The organism is Bacteroides fragilis NCTC 9343 (assembly GCF_000025985.1).
GTDB lineage: Bacteria > Bacteroidota > Bacteroidia > Bacteroidales > Bacteroidaceae > Bacteroides > Bacteroides fragilis.
On the sequence record NC_003228.3, the window covers coordinates 992,926 to 1,012,159 of the forward strand.

General features: G+C 42.6%; 11 protein-coding genes. 3 read left to right on the forward strand and 8 right to left on the reverse strand.

Annotated features, from left to right (window positions below):
• Window position 1 precedes the first annotated feature (1 nt).
• Window positions 2-4,087 carry a hybrid sensor histidine kinase/response regulator transcription factor gene (locus BF9343_RS03790; RefSeq protein WP_010992205.1) on the forward strand — a complete coding sequence of 1,362 codons (4,086 nt, stop codon included), beginning with the start codon at window positions 2-4 and terminating at the stop codon, window positions 4,085-4,087.
• A gap of 166 nt (window positions 4,088-4,253) precedes the next feature.
• Here the strand turns inward: BF9343_RS03790 and BF9343_RS03795 are convergent, their stop codons facing one another.
• Entirely contained in the window at window positions 4,254-5,699 is a 1,446-nt protein-coding gene (locus tag BF9343_RS03795; protein WP_005785084.1) for an MFS transporter, read from the reverse strand.
• A gap of 443 nt (window positions 5,700-6,142) precedes the next feature.
• Here BF9343_RS03795 and BF9343_RS03800 point away from each other — a divergent pair, with 443 nt between their 5' ends.
• Together BF9343_RS03800 and BF9343_RS03805 are read left to right on the forward strand one after the other, a co-directional pair.
• Window positions 6,143-7,492 (forward strand): alpha-L-fucosidase, encoded by a 1,350-nt coding sequence (locus BF9343_RS03800; RefSeq protein WP_005785086.1) that lies wholly within the window; start codon window positions 6,143-6,145, stop codon window positions 7,490-7,492.
• 18 nt (window positions 7,493-7,510) lie between these two features.
• A complete protein-coding gene (locus BF9343_RS03805) occupies window positions 7,511-8,758 on the forward strand; it encodes a PNGase F N-terminal domain-containing protein (protein WP_010992207.1) in 1,248 nt (415 codons plus the stop codon).
• Between the two features lie 320 nt (window positions 8,759-9,078).
• On the opposite strand, the gene BF9343_RS03810 is transcribed toward BF9343_RS03805, so the two are convergent.
• From BF9343_RS03810 to BF9343_RS23875, 7 genes are all read right to left on the reverse strand, one after another.
• Entirely contained in the window at window positions 9,079-12,540 is a 3,462-nt protein-coding gene (locus tag BF9343_RS03810; RefSeq protein WP_014298291.1) for an AAA domain-containing protein, read from the reverse strand.
• A gap of 95 nt (window positions 12,541-12,635) precedes the next feature.
• Entirely contained in the window at window positions 12,636-13,676 is a 1,041-nt protein-coding gene (locus BF9343_RS03815) for an acyltransferase family protein (RefSeq protein WP_005785091.1), read from the reverse strand.
• Window positions 13,677-13,883: 207 nt separating this feature from the next.
• Entirely contained in the window at window positions 13,884-14,678 is a 795-nt protein-coding gene (tatC, locus tag BF9343_RS03820; protein ID WP_005801307.1) for a twin-arginine translocase subunit TatC, read from the reverse strand.
• A gap of 76 nt (window positions 14,679-14,754) precedes the next feature.
• Window positions 14,755-14,982, reverse strand: a complete 228-nt coding sequence (locus BF9343_RS03825; RefSeq protein ID WP_005785095.1) for a Sec-independent protein translocase subunit TatA/TatB — start codon at window positions 14,980-14,982, stop codon at window positions 14,755-14,757.
• A gap of 161 nt (window positions 14,983-15,143) precedes the next feature.
• On the reverse strand, window positions 15,144-17,639 hold the full coding sequence (locus BF9343_RS03830; RefSeq protein WP_005785097.1) for a bifunctional UDP-N-acetylmuramoyl-tripeptide:D-alanyl-D-alanine ligase/alanine racemase: 2,496 nt from the start codon (window positions 17,637-17,639) through the stop codon (window positions 15,144-15,146).
• A 29-nt stretch (window positions 17,640-17,668) separates the two neighbouring features.
• On the reverse strand, window positions 17,669-18,655 hold the full coding sequence (locus BF9343_RS03835; protein WP_005796048.1) for a GSCFA domain-containing protein: 987 nt from the start codon (window positions 18,653-18,655) through the stop codon (window positions 17,669-17,671).
• Window positions 18,656-18,857: 202 nt separating this feature from the next.
• Window positions 18,858-19,088 (reverse strand): hypothetical protein, encoded by a 231-nt coding sequence (locus BF9343_RS23875; RefSeq protein WP_041926301.1) that lies wholly within the window; start codon window positions 19,086-19,088, stop codon window positions 18,858-18,860.
• Window positions 19,089-19,234: the final 146 nt, after the last annotated feature.

Consider the following 19,234-nt stretch of genomic DNA (forward strand, 5'->3'; position numbering starts at 1 on the left):
TATGAAGAAGCTAAATCTCTTTTTATTGGTTTTGTTTATATGTAATTGTCCGGTCGTTTCTGGTTATGCTTTTTTTGATAGAGATATTCGTCTGTTAACTATGCAGGATGGGCTGGCGGATAATACTATTACATCTATCTACAAAGATCGGGATGGCTTTATGTGGTTTGGTACTAATAATGGCTTGAGCCGTTATGATGGTAAATTAATAAAAAACTTCTCTTCTTCACCAGCGTATATGTATGTTTCCGAAATTGTAGAGATGTCAGATCGATATTTGGGAGTTATCGCTGGAAATACTTTATATTGTTTTGCTCGGTCGCTGGAGAAATTTATACCGATCGTCCATGCAACGGATTATAGTTCTGTACATGTCTCTCACTTATTACCTATAGATAATAACTCTTTTTGGGGACTGTCAGGGAATAAATTATATCTATATACACAGGAAGAAGTTAAAAATGAGAAAGGAGAGGTTGTTCAGATTAAATTGAAATGTGAGAAACAGTATAAAGATTTGATTGATTCTGGTGATAATTTCTGTGCAATGTGTTATACTGATAATCATGAAATGTTATGTTTGGTTACACAGCAAGGAAATTTGCTATTGTTTCAGCCTGAATCTTCGGAGAAATCTAAAAAGATATCTTTGTGGAAAAATAAAACTTGGGATGCAACTTCGGTATTATATGATAAAGGAGTGGTATGGGTTTCTACTATTGGACATGGTATTCTGCGTTATTACGTTTCTTCTGGGTATATAGACAGAATTACTTATAAGGAAAATAATAAAGAAAACAGTCTATCCCATACAGATGTTTTTCAAATTATTCCAATTAATAATAATCGTTATCTTGCAGTGACTTGGAGTGGGTATACTTTATTATTTCAGGATAAGAATGATCCGAAAAGAATGATGACAGAAATATACTATAATACAGCTTCACAACTTCACCGCAACTTAGAAACAAGAATGATTTCAGCGTATTACGACCCCAGTGGGATTGTTTGGATAGGTACTAATGGGGGAGGAGTGATTTATTCTGATCTACGGTCACAATTTTATAACCAATTTCATCAAGAGAGGCATAATGAAATTTGTGGTATAGTCATGGATAATAGAAAATATGTTTGGATGGCTACGTTTCATCAAGGGATTATGAAAAGTGAGCAACCTTTTGAACCAGGAAGACGAATGAATTTTACTAGGGTTGGTACTCCGGATATTCAAAGTAAAAATACAGTTCTTTGTGCCATTAATGATAATAGAGGTTCACTTTGGTTTGGAAATAGGGATGGAACATTAACTTCATATAATGAGGCAACAAAACAATTTCGATTACATTTTTTACAAGATAGAGGTAAAGTGAATACTGTGTCAATTTGGGCATTATATTGGGATACTAATCGAAATTTATGGGTAGGTACTAATGATGGAGTTTGGAAATTGAATATAGATTCTGGATTTTGCATAAAAATCCCTATTGAGATTTTGTTTAAGGACCCTACTCCTATTTGTATACGAGCTATTGCCGGCACGAAGGACGGAACTATATGGTTAGGTACAAGTAATGCAGGAGTTTGCAAATTGAAAATTGATTCTAGAGGAGAGATGTCTTTAGAGACAGGCTATGAGAAGAAAGCGAATATCAAAAATAATTCGGTTCGTTCTTTGTTAGTATCTTCTGATGGTAATGTATATGTAGGTTATATGGATGGTTTCGCTATTCTTTCACCTAAAAAGGATGCAATACGTGAGTATTATACAACTAGAAATGGATTATGTAGTAATTTTATAGGATGTCTGGTCGAAGATAACCGAGGACATATTTGGTTGGGAAGTAATTCGGGAGTCTCTCGTTACAGTAGGCATCAGCACCTTTTTTATAATTATTATATAAGTGGAAGCAATCGTTCGGCATTACTTGCTGATAATACACTATTTTTTGGCAATAATAAATCGCTCACTTATTTTGATCCGGATGACGTGGATGGTCATTTGGATGAAGATCAGGTTCTTATTACTGGACTTGAGGTAGATGGTCGTCCTGTAGGGATTGGGGATAAAATAAATGGGCAGACTGTATTGGCAGAAGGCATTTCATATACTAGTTCGATTACTTTGAATAATGAAAATCGTGACTTTGTTTTATCTTTTAATAATCTTTCTTATGCAGAGGAACAACAGAAGTACAATTACCGCTTATTACCATATCAGACGCATTGGTTGGTTTCTAACGATGGAGAGAAGGCTACTTATATGAACTTACCCGAAGGGGATTATACATTTGAAGTGAAGAATATTTATCCTGACGGGAAAGATGGAAAGGTTACATCACTCCAAATACATATTCTACCGCATTGGAGTCGTACATTGCCTTTCCGATTATTTATTTTACTGTTATTGGCCGGTGGTGTGGCTTATTTGATTCGTCTTGTCAAACATCGTCAGATGCGTATGGAACGTGAAATGCGCATGGAACATGAACTTCTGTCAGTAAACTTAGAGCGTGAGAAAGAGCGACAAATCCGGATGGAGCGTGAGAACTTTTTTACAAGTGCGGCACATGAACTACGTACGCCGCTAACCTTGATTCTTGCCCCATTACAGGAATTATTGGAACACATAAAGGCATCCGATCCGCTGTATAGCAAGCTATATACCATGTATAAAAACAGCTCCTCGCTACATACACTGGTCGATCAGTTGCTCTATGTACAAAAAATAGAGGCCGGGATGGTGAAACTGCGTTTGTCAGAAGCGGATATTGTGGAGCTAGTGAGAGAAGTAGCAGAGTCTTTTCGCCAAATGGCAGGGATAAAAGGATGTACATTTCAGGTAAGACTTCCGGAAGATCCTGTTTTCCTATGGATAGATACGGAGAAAATAACTTCGTCGGTCGGAAATCTACTATCTAATGCTTTTAAATACACTTCTCCCAATGGAGAGGTATTGCTCACTCTTACCCGTATGGAGCAGGATGGAAAGCCTTTTTGCCAGATAACAGTATCGGATACGGGTGAGGGAATACCGGATGAGTTTCAGAAGCGCATTTTTGACTCTTTCATTACGGGTGATAATTCACCGGCTTTCTCTACCAAAGTAGGCATTGGACTGCGGATTGTGAAAAATACGATGGATCTGCATCATGGACAGGTCATTCTTGATAGTGAGCCGGGAAAAGGTTCTACATTCGTATTATTGATACCGGAAGGTAAATCTCACTTTACCGGTGATTTATATGAAATAGTAGATTATCGCGGGCATGAAACGGAACCGCAGTTTCAACCTCTATCTGTACAGGAAAAATCGGAAGAAGGAGTTCCGGTCACAAAGAAAACATTGCTGATTGTTGAAGATAATGTAGATGTCCGTCAGTATATTCGCTCTTTGTTTGTGACAAAATACACGGTACTTGAAGCGGCTGATGGTGAGGAAGGGGTCCGGATTGCTACCAATGAGATACCCGATCTGATTATCTCGGATGTAATGATGCCGGTTAAAGATGGGTTTGCCTGTTGCCGGGAGATACGTGAACGGCAAGAGACCGCTCATATTCCTATCCTGATGTTGACGGCCAAGGCAGAAGATGCAGATGTATTGCAAGGATCTTATAGTGGGGCGGATGACTATATGATGAAGCCTTTCAATCCGGAAGTATTGAAAGCAAAGGTAGAGAACCTGATTCTTCAGCGCGAACGTCTGAAACGCATTTATACCAAAGCATTGATGTTGAAACGAGAATCGGTTGAAGATGAAGAGGCAGATGACGAATTTATACAAAAACTCATTCACGTGGTTGAGAAGAATCTGTCTAATGAGAACTTCAACGTTAAGATGTTGGCCGAACAACTTCACATGAGCCAGCCTACTTTATACCGGAAGGTAAAGCAACGTAGTGAGTTATCTGTGGTTGATATGATCCGGAGTGTGCGGGTGAGTAAGGCTGCTTCGTTGATTATGGAGAATCGTTACTCCATTCAGGAGATTTCCGAAAAAGTAGGATTCAGTGATGCCCGGACATTAAGGAAGCACTTTACGGAACAGTTTGGTGTACCCCCTTCAAAATATATGGAGAATAAATGAATAAATTTGAAGGAAAGAAAACTCATCACAGATTAACAGACTACACTATGAGAAGATCGGCCGGATTGATAATCTGCACATTGTAGGTTACTGTAATCTGTTGATCTGTGTTGAGAAAGACTTTCGACTTCATTCCTAAAAGTTAATCCTTCTTTTAAGTTGGTTTTTAATTCAGGATAATGGGTTTATATTTAGGAACTAATGCCTTCATAACGATCCATCCAATCAGGTAGGCTACCGAGCAGATACAAAAGATAACGAAATAACCAGCCGGCTTCCCGATAAAGCCCATAAATACCATTTGAGTTTTGTCGGCATGTACAAACAGCTCGCCGGCTGAATACTGGAGAATCATAGAACCTACTCCTCCTGCCATACCGCCAATACCGGTGATGCTGGCAATGGCGCTTTTAGGAAACATATCGCCTACGGTAGAAAAAATATTAGCCGACCATGATTGGTGGGCAGCTCCCCCGATACCGATCATAATAACCGGAAACCAGGGAGAGATGGTTCCTAATGGCTGGGCAAGTAATACCAACAGAGGAAAGAATGCAAAGATCAGCATAGCTCTCATACGTGCGGCATACGGGTTTAGCCCGGTTTTATGAATGATGATCGTAGGGAGTTTCCCTCCATAGATCGATAACATTGTTATAGCGTAAAGTGTAAAGATCAATGCTCTTCCCAATCCTTCGGAGGTTTTGATGTCGAACTGGGTATTCAGGTAAGAAGGTGCCCAAAAAAGGAAGAACCACCACACTCCATCCGTCATAAACTTACCGAATGCAAATGCCCAGGTTTGTCTGTAGGTGAAACATTGCCGGAAAGTCATACTTTTCTTTTCCTCGTTCTCTTTTACAGTTGCTGTGTAGGTTTCATGTTTGTCTTGCTCGATATATTCGAGTTCGGCTGAGTTTACAAATTTGTTTTTAGAGGGAGCCGTGTACATGAATACCCAAAATCCCATCCACACGAAGCCAAGAGCACCGATGATGACGAATGCCATTTCCCATCCCCAGGCTTTAGCCAGTAATGGAATGCTGAGAGGGGCAATCAGGGCACCGATAGAAGCTCCGGCATTAAAAATGGAAGTAGCGTAAGCCCGGTCTTTTTTCGGGAAATATTCGGCGGTAACTTTAATGGCAGCCGGAAAATTGCCGGCTTCACCGAGTGCTAAAATACAGCGTGCGACTAAAAAACAATACATGCTTATGGTGGCAAGTACCACTACTACATCACCGGTAGCAGCGATTAGTTCGGCTGCGCTATGCATTCCTACATATTCTTCGGTTATAATTCCACAGAAAGCGTGAAGGCAGGCACCGGCCGACCATATACCGATGGACCAAAGGTAACCTTTCTTTGTTCCCATCCAGTCGATAAACCGGCCAGCAAACAGCATACAAATGGCATATACAATAGAAAAGACAGCAGTAATGATGCCATAATGTGACTCGTTCCAATGAAATTCGGGTTTGATAAATTCGTCCCAGGTCAGCGATAGTACTTGGCGATCAAGGTAGTTTATAGTTGTTGCGAAAAATAACATGGCGCAAATCGTCCATCTGTAGTTTGTCATTTTCCCCATTGCATTTTGGAGTGTACTCATACTATTTGATTTAAAATTTTCAGGTTTAATTTCGGACCAAAAATACACATTATTTGATTTTATCCAATAATAACTGCTATTTAATTTGATGCTTCAAGGGATCTTTTTATGATAAATACACTAAAAGGAATAATAATTTCGTTATCGAACACAATAATTATCGTTTTCGCACACGACTATGTTTGTTCTATAATTGGGAGGAGGTGGCTGTTATAGCTCTTTTTCTTCGGATGAATCTGAATATATGTGCAGGGGATATATTCTTTGTAAGATTGCAATTGTAAATTATTAGTGATTTGTTTGGAGTGCTGACTCCGTATGTGTCTCGGTTGGTGGGTGAGGCCGGAAGAATCGGCTTGCTTTTATGTTCTTCCTTTTATTTTGTATTTTAAGATAGATATTTTATCTTTGCCTTAATTGAGACAAAATATAATTGAGATAAAATGAAAAACAACCGATTGATCATTACCCTTATTGCCTTGTTTCTCCTAGGATTCGGGCTGAAAGCCCAAACTGCTTCTACTGAAGAAACTGCTGCTCAGAAAGAGAAAAGAATGGAATGGTTTGCCCAGGCCAAGTTAGGAATCTTTATCCATTGGGGAATCTATGCCGTGAACGGAGTATCAGAGAGCTGGTCATTCTTCAATAACTATCTTCCTTATGAAGAGTATATGGCTCAGGAAAAAGGCTTTACGGCATCGGCCTATAATCCTCAGGAGTGGGTGAAACTGATTAAAGAAAGTGGTGCACGTTATACGGTCATTACCACCAAGCATCATGATGGCGTAGCTCTTTGGGATACGAAGGCGGGTGACCTCAGTACTGTGAAAAGTACTCCTGCCGGGCGTGACCTGATTGCTCCTTTTGTGAAGGAAGTACGTAAACAAGGGCTGAAGCTCGGATTCTACTATTCGCTGCTTGACTGGTCGCATCCGGACTATCCCAACAAAACCCGTACGGAAGTACGTTACAAAAACGATCCGGATCGTTGGGCTAAGTTTGTTAAGTTTAATTTTGGACAGCTTTCCGAGTTAAACAAAACTTGGAAACCTGATCTTTACTGGTTTGACGGAGACTGGGAACAAACTGCTGAGGCTTGGGATTCGAAGGGCATCATCAACCTGTTGCGTTCTACTAACCCGAATGTTATAGTAAACTCCCGTATTCAGGGGTATGGCGATTATGCTACACCCGAACAGGGAGTTCCTGTAGTACGTCCTGCCGACAAGTATTGGGAGCTTTGTATGACTATGAACGATTCATGGGGGTATCAGCATGCCGACACTAATTATAAGACTCCGTTTATGCTGTTGCGTACTTTTGTCGATTGTCTCAGTATGGGAGGGAATCTGCTATTGGATATTGGTCCGAAGGAAGATGGAACTATTCCTGCCGAACAGATTGCTGTTCTGAAAGAATTCGGCCGTTGGACTAAGAAGCATAAAGAAGCTATCTACGAAACACGTGCCGGCATCCCGTGCGAACATTTTCAGGGATATACCACACTGAATAAAGCGGGTGACATCCTTTACCTCTATTTACCCTATAAGCCTAATGGCCCGATCGAAGTGAAAGGTCTTGTCAATAAGGTAAATCGTGTATGGGTAGTGGGGAATGGAGCTATGCTGCCATATAAGGTTTATAATAAGAACTACTGGAGCGAGGTGCCCGGAAACCTCTATATTGATATACCCGAACGTGTACAGGATGAGCAGATCACTGTGATTGCCGTATTGCTGGACGGCCCTATCAAGCTTTATCGCGGAGTGGGACAAGTGATTGAAAGTAACTAAATAAAAAAATAAATTCTTATGAATATCAGATTAACTTCTTTATTCGTTTCTTTATTCCTTTCTGTTCCGGTATGGGCGGGCGGGCATAAAAATCTGCCCGCTAAAGGCGATCTTCATATTCCGGTTTTTGAAAATGTGAATGTGCGTTTCTCTCCCGATACGTATCCTGATAATTATAATGAAGCAGATGGTACGGGCGTATACCATTTGGTCAACGGACGTATCATTCTGAAAAAGATTACTCTTCCCGAATACAAACGAAATGTGTCGGTAAGCCTGAAAGTAACCCTCGCCTCCAATGGAGATCGTTGGGACAAATCGGGTTCTTGCTTTGTATTGCCTAAATCATCGGCTATTAACCTACTGACTATTGCCCGTGACGGCATGAAGTTTCCTTCGGTAGATAGTTTGAAGCTGGAGAAAATGGTAGGTATTGTTCCCGGAAAGGATTATTTACCTACAGTGGAGCTGATGCGTTTCATGACTCCGTTCGGTATAGGACACTATAGCAATAATAATGATTCGCTGAGCAGTAAACGTCGTCCGGTCTATATCCCCAAATGGGAAAGTAATGTCACCTGGCAACAAGATATAACCGATCTTTATCCGTTGCTTGAAGGCGAAGCCTATGTCGGTATTTATATCGATACATGGACTTCTGAAGGGTATTTGGTCAATGCGGATATCGACGTAAAAGAGAGTCGTCTGGCTTGTGACGTACTTCCAAAACGTCACGTGGAGCCGTTGATGAATACGGTTTACTACATGGGACAAAGTTATCCCGATATCTTTGCCCGGAGAGATGTATCTACTGATTTTACAGTTCCGAAAGGTGCCAAAAATATCCGGTTAAAATATATAGTGACCGGACATGGCGGACATAGCGGCGGGGATGAATTCGTGCAAAAACGCAATATCATTTCTGTAGATGGAAAAGAGGTGCTCAACTTCATCCCTTGGCGTGATGATTGTGCTTCTTTCCGTCGTTTCAATCCGGCTACCGGTGTTTGGTTGATTAAGCGCTTGGCTTCTTATATTGGTGAGAAAGGATATACGGAGAAAGAAGTGGAAGAACCTCTGGCTTCTTCAGACCTATCCCGTTCCAACTGGTGTCCCGGTTCGGATGTTGTACCCGAAGAGGCTGTTATCGGTACACTTGCTCCCGGCAAGCATACTTTTACAGTCAGTATTCCCGAAGCTCAGGCTGTGGATGGCAATAAATTGAACCACTGGTTGGTTTCGGCCTATCTGGTGTGGGAGGAATAATTATAGTGAATTAAGATTCACTGCGGTGACCCGTTCAAAGCCATAAGGAGATGATCGAACCCTGTATCTGCCGAATGGAAGCATAAAAAAAAGCCTCTTCTCACGAAGGGGCTTTTTAGGTTTACTTTCTTTTTATGCTTTTGCTCAAAAAGAAAGCAAACTTTAAGATGAAAAAAAGGGAAGTCTCACGACTTCCACAATTCTTCTAACCTTAAATCTAAATCTCTATGAAAAAAACGTAGTGCAAATATAGCGGTTTGCAATATACTGAGGTGTTAACGAAGTTCAGAAAGAAAGAATAAAAGCTAAGGACTGCAAAATTAAGATAACGGTTCCTGTTGTTTTATTAATTTTATCAAACTGTCATAAATCGGGTTTTGTTCCAATAATCGGGGAACCCCGGTGATGAACATTTGCTTGCGTGCTCTTGTCAATGCGACATTTAGTTTTCGATCTATGAATACTCCGTTTTCCTCTGTCAGGTTGGAAAGGAAACGGAGTTGATAAGGATAGTTCACACAGAAAGAATAGATTATCACATCCCGTTCGCTGCCTTGAAACCTTTCTACCGTATCGACTAAAATGGAGTTTAGTTCCGGAATACCCATTTTGACAATCTCTTTTCTTATTAATGCGATCTGACTCCGATAGGGAGTAATGATACCCAGAGTACGCATTCCGTCGAATGTTCCACCATATTGCTGGTAAACGTCGGCTGCGATTCGGGCAACGATCCGTGCTTCGGAATGGTTGACTTTGGCCGATGTACCTTGAGGTTCGGGTTCGGAAGGTAGAAAAACCATTCGTTGCACATCTTGGTTGTCTTCCATTTGATGAGGCAATCCCACCGGTAACAGGCGTCCTTCATAAAATGCCTGATTGGTAAAATGAGCTACTTCCGGATGCATACGTCCTTGTTTGCAAAGCATGTCGAAGGAGCGATGGTTCGGAGCCGATACCGATGCTGAGTCGGGAAAGAGATCCTCGGAAGAGGTTTGCAGGGTACGGTAGAGGCGTTCGAAAAGAGAATCCTTGAGATTTTTCAGTCCGGCGCTACGTAAGCCTTCATCGTAGATTTCCGATTGTTCGGTATTTTGCAATACGACGGCAGGCAATTGTTTATGATCACCGATCAGTATGAACTTGCCGACGGCATTCTCTCCATTTTCGCTCCGGGCACATAGGATACCTAATAGTTGAGGTTCCAGGATTTGGGTCGCTTCATCGATAATGGCTACATCGAATCTCTTCAGGCGGAACAGTTCGGGTTTTCCGGAGATGGAAGCAACTGTGCCTACAAAGATACGGCAACGGGCGATGCGTTCTGCTACTTCCGAGCGGCGGGTACAAAGAGAAAGTTCGTTTTCAATCAGATGATGCCGGTAAGCTTCGTCACAAGACAGCTCACTGCCGACACGAATAAAGTCGACCTCCGGCCGAATGGATGAGATGGCTTTGCAGATTTCGTCCACAGCCCGGTTTGTATACGAGAGCAGGAGGATTTGGGTCTGCGCTTCGCAATGGAAAGTTTCCACCATTTTTTTCAAGGCGCATGAGGTCTTGCCCGTTCCCGGCGGTCCTACCAATAGGAAAAAGTCTTTGGCAGCCAGTGCTTTTAGTGTGACCCGTGTAAAATCGTCCGGGGCGGTTAGAATCTGTTTGTCAAGCCCGTACTCGAATTCGGGCATTCGTTGTGCCAATAAAAGATCACGCCGTTCTTTGGTTGCCGAAGCGAAAGCCGATAATGCCTGGTACATGCTCCGGAAGGTAGTGTCCATTGTGTCGTGCTCTATTGCATAGAGGCTGTCCGGCGGAAGCACGGAACTATTCTGCTGAGTGGCACGCAGGCGTATACCTATCTCTTCTTCTGTGATGAACTCGATATTGCCTTTGAATACCATCTTATTGGTGACGTTATCTTCGTTCCGGTTGCGTTCATAAAGTACAATGGCATCCCCCTGACGGAAATTAGGCAAGGCCTGTGCTCCTTTTTCTACCTCAGAGGATATTTCGTTAGGTTCCGGGGATAGTTTATTTTCTCCGTATCCCTCTTTCCTTTGCTCAAGGAGGATATATGCTTTATGTTCATCGGCAGCATGATTCTCTTTGATGCGCAGATCGTAAAGAATCTCACCGGCTTCGCATTTCTCTGTCAGGGTAGATAGCCACAGGGCGGCTGCGCCGGTACGTCCTTCGTAATCGACGTCTCCGGACTTGGAAGTATACAGCTCTTTGGTTATGAAATTATAGAGTGCGTAGAAGTACGACTGTTCCAGCGGGGTAAGTGAAGCCAGTTTCTGCGATAGATTATCGATGGACGGGCGGAGATATTGTTCCCAAAACCGGCCGGATAATCCTCGTTCGTTGAGTATGTCGGAACGTATGGCTTGGAGTTTGGAGGCGGTATACTCCACACTGTTTCGTAACTGGATTCCATATTCATCAGATACGATCCGGTTGCGCAGATTGATGATCCGGCGCACCATGGCCCACGACGGACGTGCCGGATAAAGTAAAGGGTAGCGTGTGTAGAGCAGATAGGCTTTTACCCGGTGATGATCCATTCCCATCGAGTATTGCAGCACTGCCTGGTAGAGCAGCATTTGTACTTTATTGTTTTCTTTGGGCTCTACTTTGTTGCGGATGGAGAATTCGTCTGCTTTCCCCGATTTCATCTCAATAAACGATGACATGTCACGCTGCATGTAGTCCAATCGTCCTTGCAGTCCCAATGCTTCGCAAATGTACGAGGGCTCGAGCACTGCATCAGTCTTATCCAATTCATAGCCCGGTGCACGGAAGGTGTCTGTCACCACTTCGCGGATATGTTCGAAGTGTAGTTTGCAATCGTCAAAGAACTGTCGTTCCTTCTCTCTGTCACGTAGGTCGGTGCAGGCAGCCAGTTCAATCGGGTAACGGCGAAAGGCTTTTTGCATACACTCTCTGTAGTCCGGTTCGTTTTCTGCATGAATCCATTCGTCCAGGAAAAGGTTGGCTATGTTTCCCAGTAATAATGGCCGGGCATTGTCGATGGGTTGGAGGCGGGCCAGTACATAGTTGGCGGGATGATGGCCGTAATCACGAAAACATTCTGCCAACGAACTGATGTCGATTAAGTAATCCGGTTCGAGTACGATGAACGAAGGAGTCAGGACACCGGTTTCGTCAATGGCCACATCAAGTAGGTTGAGTTGTGCATGACACCATAAAATTTCGCAGGTTTGAGCAAACTCCTCGTTGATCTGCGGCACATTATAACGTATCCTCAGATATTCGTCAGCAATGGTATCGACCGGGGTTACATATAGATACTGCTCGTCGGCATATTGATAGCATACACGCATTCGCTCTATTCGCTTTTTAGCCGGAGGTGCTACGAGGTAAGTTGCGTCGGCACGCGGCAGTAAGTGGTAGAGTTCGCCGGGAATCTCGACTTCGTAAAGTTTACGTATAAAGAAGGCAAGTGTCTTGGCATCCCGCAGTAACTTTTCGCGTACAGGTTCCTCTTTTCGATTGAGAATAGCGTTTGAGGTCAGGCGAAAAGTGTGTAATCGGTTTTGTTCAACAATTGTCAGCCCTGCCCGTGCCGACACAAAACTGATCCGTGCCGAAAGGTCAGTCATCTGAAGACTTTCATCCTGCATTTGTGCCCGGCACAATCGTTCGAGCAAATCACGCAACTGTTTGTAAGCCACCGCCAGATTGCTGTCTGCTGTCCGACAGGCTGCAAGCAGGATTTCAAAAGATTCGTTTACCTCATTTTCCATACAGCAAAAATACATGATAATTCCCGGATTTTCATGCGGACGGATGAAAATGTGTACGAAAGTATCATTACTTCGATATCGGAGTTTCTGTAGGCAATTTGTTTTGTGAACTATCTGTTTAGTAATGTTTTTACTCGTTTATTCATAGGCTTCTCAAAATAGTAGTAAGAAAGCAGGCTTAATAGAATGATGATACTGAATAAAATCGGGACGGAAATGTACCATTCCGTATGAAGATTATTTTCTTTTTGCCATTCTGAATATGTCAATAAGACAAATAGATGGATCAAATAAAAACTGTAACTGATTTCTCCCCCTATCACTAGAAAACGGTTGGATAAAATGCGGGAAAAGATACCTTTCTGAAGTGAAAAACTAATCAGAATCACCGCAACAGGGAGCCAATAATAACATGAATATCGGTATACTTTAGGTATATCGGCGGCATAGAGGTAGAAAATTAAAAATAAGATAATAGATGAGATTTCAATGATACTTCCTTGCAAGGCAGTGATATTCTTGTTTTTCAAGCGTTCATACAATTGGAACAGTAACATGCCGACAATGAAATCCGGAAATCGGGTAATTGGATTGACATACCAGAAGCCTTTTATTTCATCTTCCGGAGTAAAGTACATGCCGACGACCATTAGTATCGCTACAATTCCAAAAACAGAAAGCAAATACTTGTAATTTTTTGCTAAAGGTATAAGGAATGGGAAGCAGATGTAAAAAAGCTGTTCACAGCATAAACTCCATGAAGGGCTGTTGAAAGAGAAAAAGTAGTCGGCTCTGGGAATATAAGCATTTGTCAAAGTGAGCGAAGCTAAGAAATGCTTAAGCCAATCTAAAGTTCCCGATGCTATAACGTAACTCCCTAAAATAGCAGCAATAAACAATGTCAGCCAATGTAAAGGATAAATACGTGCAATGCGTGCTACCCAGAAAGAGCGTTTGTCTATTTTGTTGTCTTTCAGTTTCTCTTGATAATTATATGCTATAATAAAGCCGCTTAGCACAAAAAAGAAGCTGACGCCTACAAATCCCTCTTTGAAAAAATGGGTATTGAAAACATTGTCTATAACATAGCAATGTGCTCCAAAAACCATTATTGCAAATATGAATCTCAACGATGTTAAAGTATTAATCATAATTTCGTATTGTCTTATCGTTTTTTTATTTTCATCATTAAAGATGTGATGTGTGTTGAATACTGCAAATATATGGAAAGTATAGTTAGTATGAATCAAGAAGTATGCTTTTTTCTTGTATGATAATGGAATAAATGAATTGTGGCTTGATATTCAAGCCGTATCGAGAGAAACTGATATATGCAAAGAAGAGTAGGTAATCAGGATCTACGAGCGGTTTTTGTCTTTAATCATCAATATGCTCATTTCATAAAGCAGATAGAGGGGAATAGCTACGATGCTGAGTGTGAAAGGGTCTCCTGTTGGAGTAATGACAGCAGCAGCGATGACAATCAGGACAATGGCATGTCTCCGGTATTTTCGTAAGAATGATTTGTTTACCAATCCAAGCAAGGAAAGCAACCAGGTTACCAAAGGTAGTTCGAAAGCCAGCCCCATGCAGAGCACCAGCATCATAAAATTGTCGATGTAAGAGTTCAGGGAGATCTGATTCTCTATTTCTGCGCTGAGTTGATAGGTAGAGAGAAAACGAAGGGTGAGCGGATAGACCATAAAATAACCTAAAAGGACTCCGATAAAAAACATGACCGTGCCGATGGTCAGGGCTTTGCGGACTCCTTTCCGTTCATTAGGGTAAAGGGCAGGACGGATGAAACGCCATATCTCGAAAAACAAATAAGGTGTGGCAGTGACTACAGACATCCAGAAAGCGGTGGACATGTGGATAAAAAAAGGTGCTGCCAGATTGATATTTACCAGCTTGACTTTAAACTCACGGGTAAAGAAGTCATCGGTAAGGTCGAATGCCTGTCCGATGTCCCGCAGAAGATGGTAAAAGATGAAATCGTTGTGGCAGGGAGCCAGAATGACATGGTCGAACAGATAGGGCATAGCAATGAAATAGCCTACAGCCAAAACAAACCATACACCTATAATTCGAAACAGCACCCGGCGCAGTTCATCCAGGTGATCCCAAAAAGTCAGTTCTTTAATTTCTGCCATTATTAAGAGAAAGGCGGTTGAAATTTACTTTCGTTCTATTTTCATTTCATGTAAGAGACGGAAACAAAACAGGATATCAGTTATCTTTCTTTTCTTTGTTTTCCGGTTCGTCGATTTCTTCTTTTGCTTTGTTTATTTCCTCTTTGGCTTCATTCACCCCTTCTTTAAAACTTTTCACTCCTTTGCCGAGCCCGCGCATCAGTTCGGGAATCTTTTTACCACCAAAAAGCAAGAGTATAACCAACAGGATGATAATCCATTCGGAACCACTGGGCATGAATCCTAATAAAAAAAGGTTTGTCATAACGGTATTGTATTAGTTTGTGTGCAAAGATAGACTATTTTGAATGAAAAAAGAAAGGCAGAATCATAAAAGCGAAAACCGGGCTCATAAAAACGAAAAGTGAAAAGCTGAAGGAGGTTAATGTCCGTTACTTTTCACTTTTCCGACTGAATCTTTTGGAGTTAATCTTGATAATATACTCTCTTGACCCGGGTTGAAATGCCTGTCAATACTTCATAAGGGATGGTTTCGAGCGCATCCGATAAGACGGTAATCGGTAATTCGTCACCGAAGATGATAGCTTGATCACCTTCTCTACAATCAATATCCGTTACGTCGATCATGCACACATCCATGCAGATATTTCCTACGTATGGGGCTTTTTTGCCATTGACAAGGCAATAGCCATGTCCGCATCCCAAATGGCGGTTCAGGCCGTCGGCATATCCGATGGGTATAGCAGCGATACGTGAGGGGCGTATCAGATGCCCTTTGCGGCTATAACCTACAGTATCTTCTTCCGCCACGTCCCGTATTTGGAGAATCGTTGTTTTCAAGGTACTCACGTTGTTGATGATTGAGTTATCGATCGGACTGATTCCATACAATCCGATGCCAAGACGAACCATGTCGAACTGTGCACCGGGGAAGCGTTCGATACCGGCTGTGTTGCAGATATGGCGCAGTATTTTGTGCGGGAATGCATCTTGCAGTTCCTTTGACATCTTTTCATATCGTTCTATTTGCTGCCGGGTAAAAGCGTCGAACTGGGCAGAATCACTGCCTACGAAATGGGAAAAGACAGAGCGGGGAATCAGTGCATTCTGGTTCTTTAACCGGCGAATCAGTTGCGGGATGTCTTTCTCTTCGAATCCCAATCGGTGCATACCCGTATCCAGTTTTACGTGAATGGGGAAGTTGGTGATACCTTCTTTTTCGGCGGCTTTTATCAATGCGTCGAGTAAATGGAAATTGTATACTTCCGGTTCCAGTTTATAGTCGAACATGGTTTTGAAAGCGGTCAGTTCGGGATCCATGATGATAATGGAGGCTGTGATCCCTGCTTTGCGAAGGTCGGAACCTTCATCGGCTACGGCCACTGCCAGATAGTCAGCGTGATGCTCCTGAAGGGTTTTGGCTATTTCGTACGAACCTGCTCCATAAGCAGACGCTTTCACCATGCACACCATTTTAGTTTCCGGTTTGAGCATCGAGCGGTAGTGATTCAGGTTGGCTACCATAGCTCCCAGGTTTACTTCCAGGATGGTTTCGTGTACTTTCAGTTCCAGTTCTTCCGAAACGAGGTCGAAACCGAAGTTGCGGGAGCCTTTTATCAGGATGATTTCATTTCTGAGTTTCTTAATTACATCTGATGCCAGAAGTGCCTTGGTATCGGGGAAGAAATATTTTTCTATATCAAACTTTGATGCGCATGAGGATATTTCGGCACCTACACCGATAATCTTTTCAATGCCGCGGCTGTGAACCAGTTGTGCCACTTTGCGGTAGAGTGTTGTCGTGCTTTGTCCGGTTTCCAGGATATCCGAAAGGATCAAAGTGCGCTTTAGGCCTTTTGACTGCGAACGCCGGTAAAGAAAGTCGAGAGCGATATCCAGCGAAGCAAGGTCCGAATTATAACTGTCATTGATCAAGATACAGTTGTTCTTTCCGTCTTTTACTTCAAGGCGCATCGCTACAGGTTCGAGCCGGGCCATTCGTTCGGTGATCTGGTCGGCCGGTACCATCAGGTACAGGCAGGCAGCGAGGCAGTTCAGTGAGTTCTCTATGGAAGCATCATCGATAAAGGGAATACAGAATGTATTGTCCATCTCCAGATAGCGGTAGGAGATGACGGTATGATCTTCTTTCTTCTCAACCCTGCTGATATAGAGCGGACGTTCGATATCCCTCATGCTCCATGCGATTTCACGGGCAGTCAGCATTGACTTTCCTACGCAGTTGCTTATCATTTCGTTGTCGCCATTGTAAATGACTACGTCGCAATCTTTAAACAGGCTTAGTTTTTCCATGCACTTCTCTTGCAGTGAAAAGAAGTTTTCCTGATGTGCTCCGCCAATGTTGGTCAGGATGCCTATTGTCGGCTTAATCATATTCTGTAACGGACGCATTTCGCCCATTTCCGAAATGCCGGCTTCGAAAATGCCCAGTTCGGATTCCTCGTTCATTTGCCAGACTGACAGCGGGACACCGATTTGCGAATTGTAGCTGCGCGGTGAACGCACGATAACCCGGTCGGGGCTGAGCAATTGGTGAAGCCATTCTTTTACAATGGTCTTTCCATTGCTGCCCGTAATGCCGACTACCGGAATCTGGAAGGAACCACGGTGTTGTTCGGCCAATTTCTGAAGTGCTTTTAAAGTATTGGGGACAATAAGGAAATTGCATTCCTGAGCCATTGTCACTTTTAGTTGCTCACTGTCCATGGTGAGCCCTTTGAAATCTTCGCTTGTGACTACAAAATTGCGCACTCCCCGTTCATAAAGGTCAGGGATGTAGCGTGCGCCGTTGTTCCTTTTGGTGGGAATGGCAAAAAAGAGGGTCTCTTCCGGAAAACATAACGAACGGCTGTCAGTCAGTAGCCAGTCGATGGCAGCAGGCTTGTTTCCCAGACGCCGTGCACCTATTTTTTCAACGATTGATTCAATTGTATATGACATAATATTAAAGCATTGGCATATTTGCACATTTATTGAAGCGCCAATCGGCACATGTTTGTTTCTTTTTCGAAATCTAAGTACGGGTATTTTCCGTTAAGTCGTTCTATTTTTAACACAATTTGTCCTAAAAATCTTTTATGCTCTTCCGACTCGGGATGGAAAGGTTTGTGCGCAATCGCTTTTCGTATCGTTTCACACTCTTTGATTAGGCTTTGGGTTTCGGGGGTGAAGAAAGTCTCCGAAAAACGCTCCCATAGATAATTGACGGTCAACGTGGATGGGTGTACCATGTCATCTGCATAGAAGCGATAGTCCCGAAGTTCATCCAATACTATTTCATAAGAAGGAAAGTAGCAAGTGACCTGTGGATAACGTTGCATCAGTCGGTCGATGGCAAGCAGCAGCACGCTTTTACTGAGTTGGTTGGCATGCATTCCGTCTCGTATGTGGCGAATGGGGCTGACTGTGAACAAGATCTTTAGTTGAGGATTCAAAGAGATCAATTCGTCCAATAGCAGGGTATAGTCTTCTACTATCTCGTCTATCTCAAGGCGGCGGCGTATAAAATTCTTTTCAGGCAATTTGTGACAGTTGGCCACTACCTTTCCTGTCTCTTTTTGTTCGTATACGTATGCGGTGCCGAAGGTCAGCATAAGCCGGTCAAGTTGTTTCAGCTCTTTATGTGCCTGTTCCACACGGGATTGGATATTCCGTAAGGTGTCTGCAAGGGTGGCGGCGGAGAAAGAGCCGTGATGCATCGGGCTGTGCCAACATTCACGATGCAGAAACAGATCGGATGCTTTGTATTGCTTTTGGCTGATGATTTCGCGCAAAGCCATTGAGATGGATCGTGGATTATATAAGATACCGAATGGATTGATATCGATCCGGAATTTATTTTCAGCAAGCAGGGTACCGATGTTCTCTGCAAAGCAGGAACCCATAATCAGCAGTTGCTGGGCATGGCTGATGGGGGTGAATCCAGATGGAATCTCTACCGGAGTATTCAGGTTCATAATCAAGTAATTCTATAAACGGGAGTACAAAGGTACATGATAATTTCGGGAAACGTATGCAAGCAGCTGAAAATATGCCGTATCGTTGTTGCGGATACCTGAAACGCTTGCCCTCTTGCGTAACCCTACGCATTCACGCTCCTGATTTGAAATACCATCTCCTGCAAAAGATGGTTCTTCTTCAAATTTGGTGGTAAATTCTTTATTTCTTTATTTCCAAGTTGATAATTGTCCTTTTTGCTTGCTTTAATAAGAAAAAACAGACACCGGCTGAATAAGATAGCTTAAGTTTCGGAAGTGAGTTTACGCCGTCTGAACCGGTATCTTCCTCCTTATACCTTTTTTCAATTAACATTGTTAACGTCTTTTGCAGGTTGTCAGGTTCTTGTGCGCAAATAACAAGTCTTTTGCATTTAAAGAACTTCTTATTCACATCCAAAGAACAAGCTTTAACTCTTTGTTAAAACAAAGCTTTTGAGGATAGAAATCTTACTTTTTAAAGATGTTGATTTTCAGAAGTTTTAGTCTAAGATTAGCTTCTTCACCTCACGGATGGACTCTGCGGGCGAAAACCGGGAT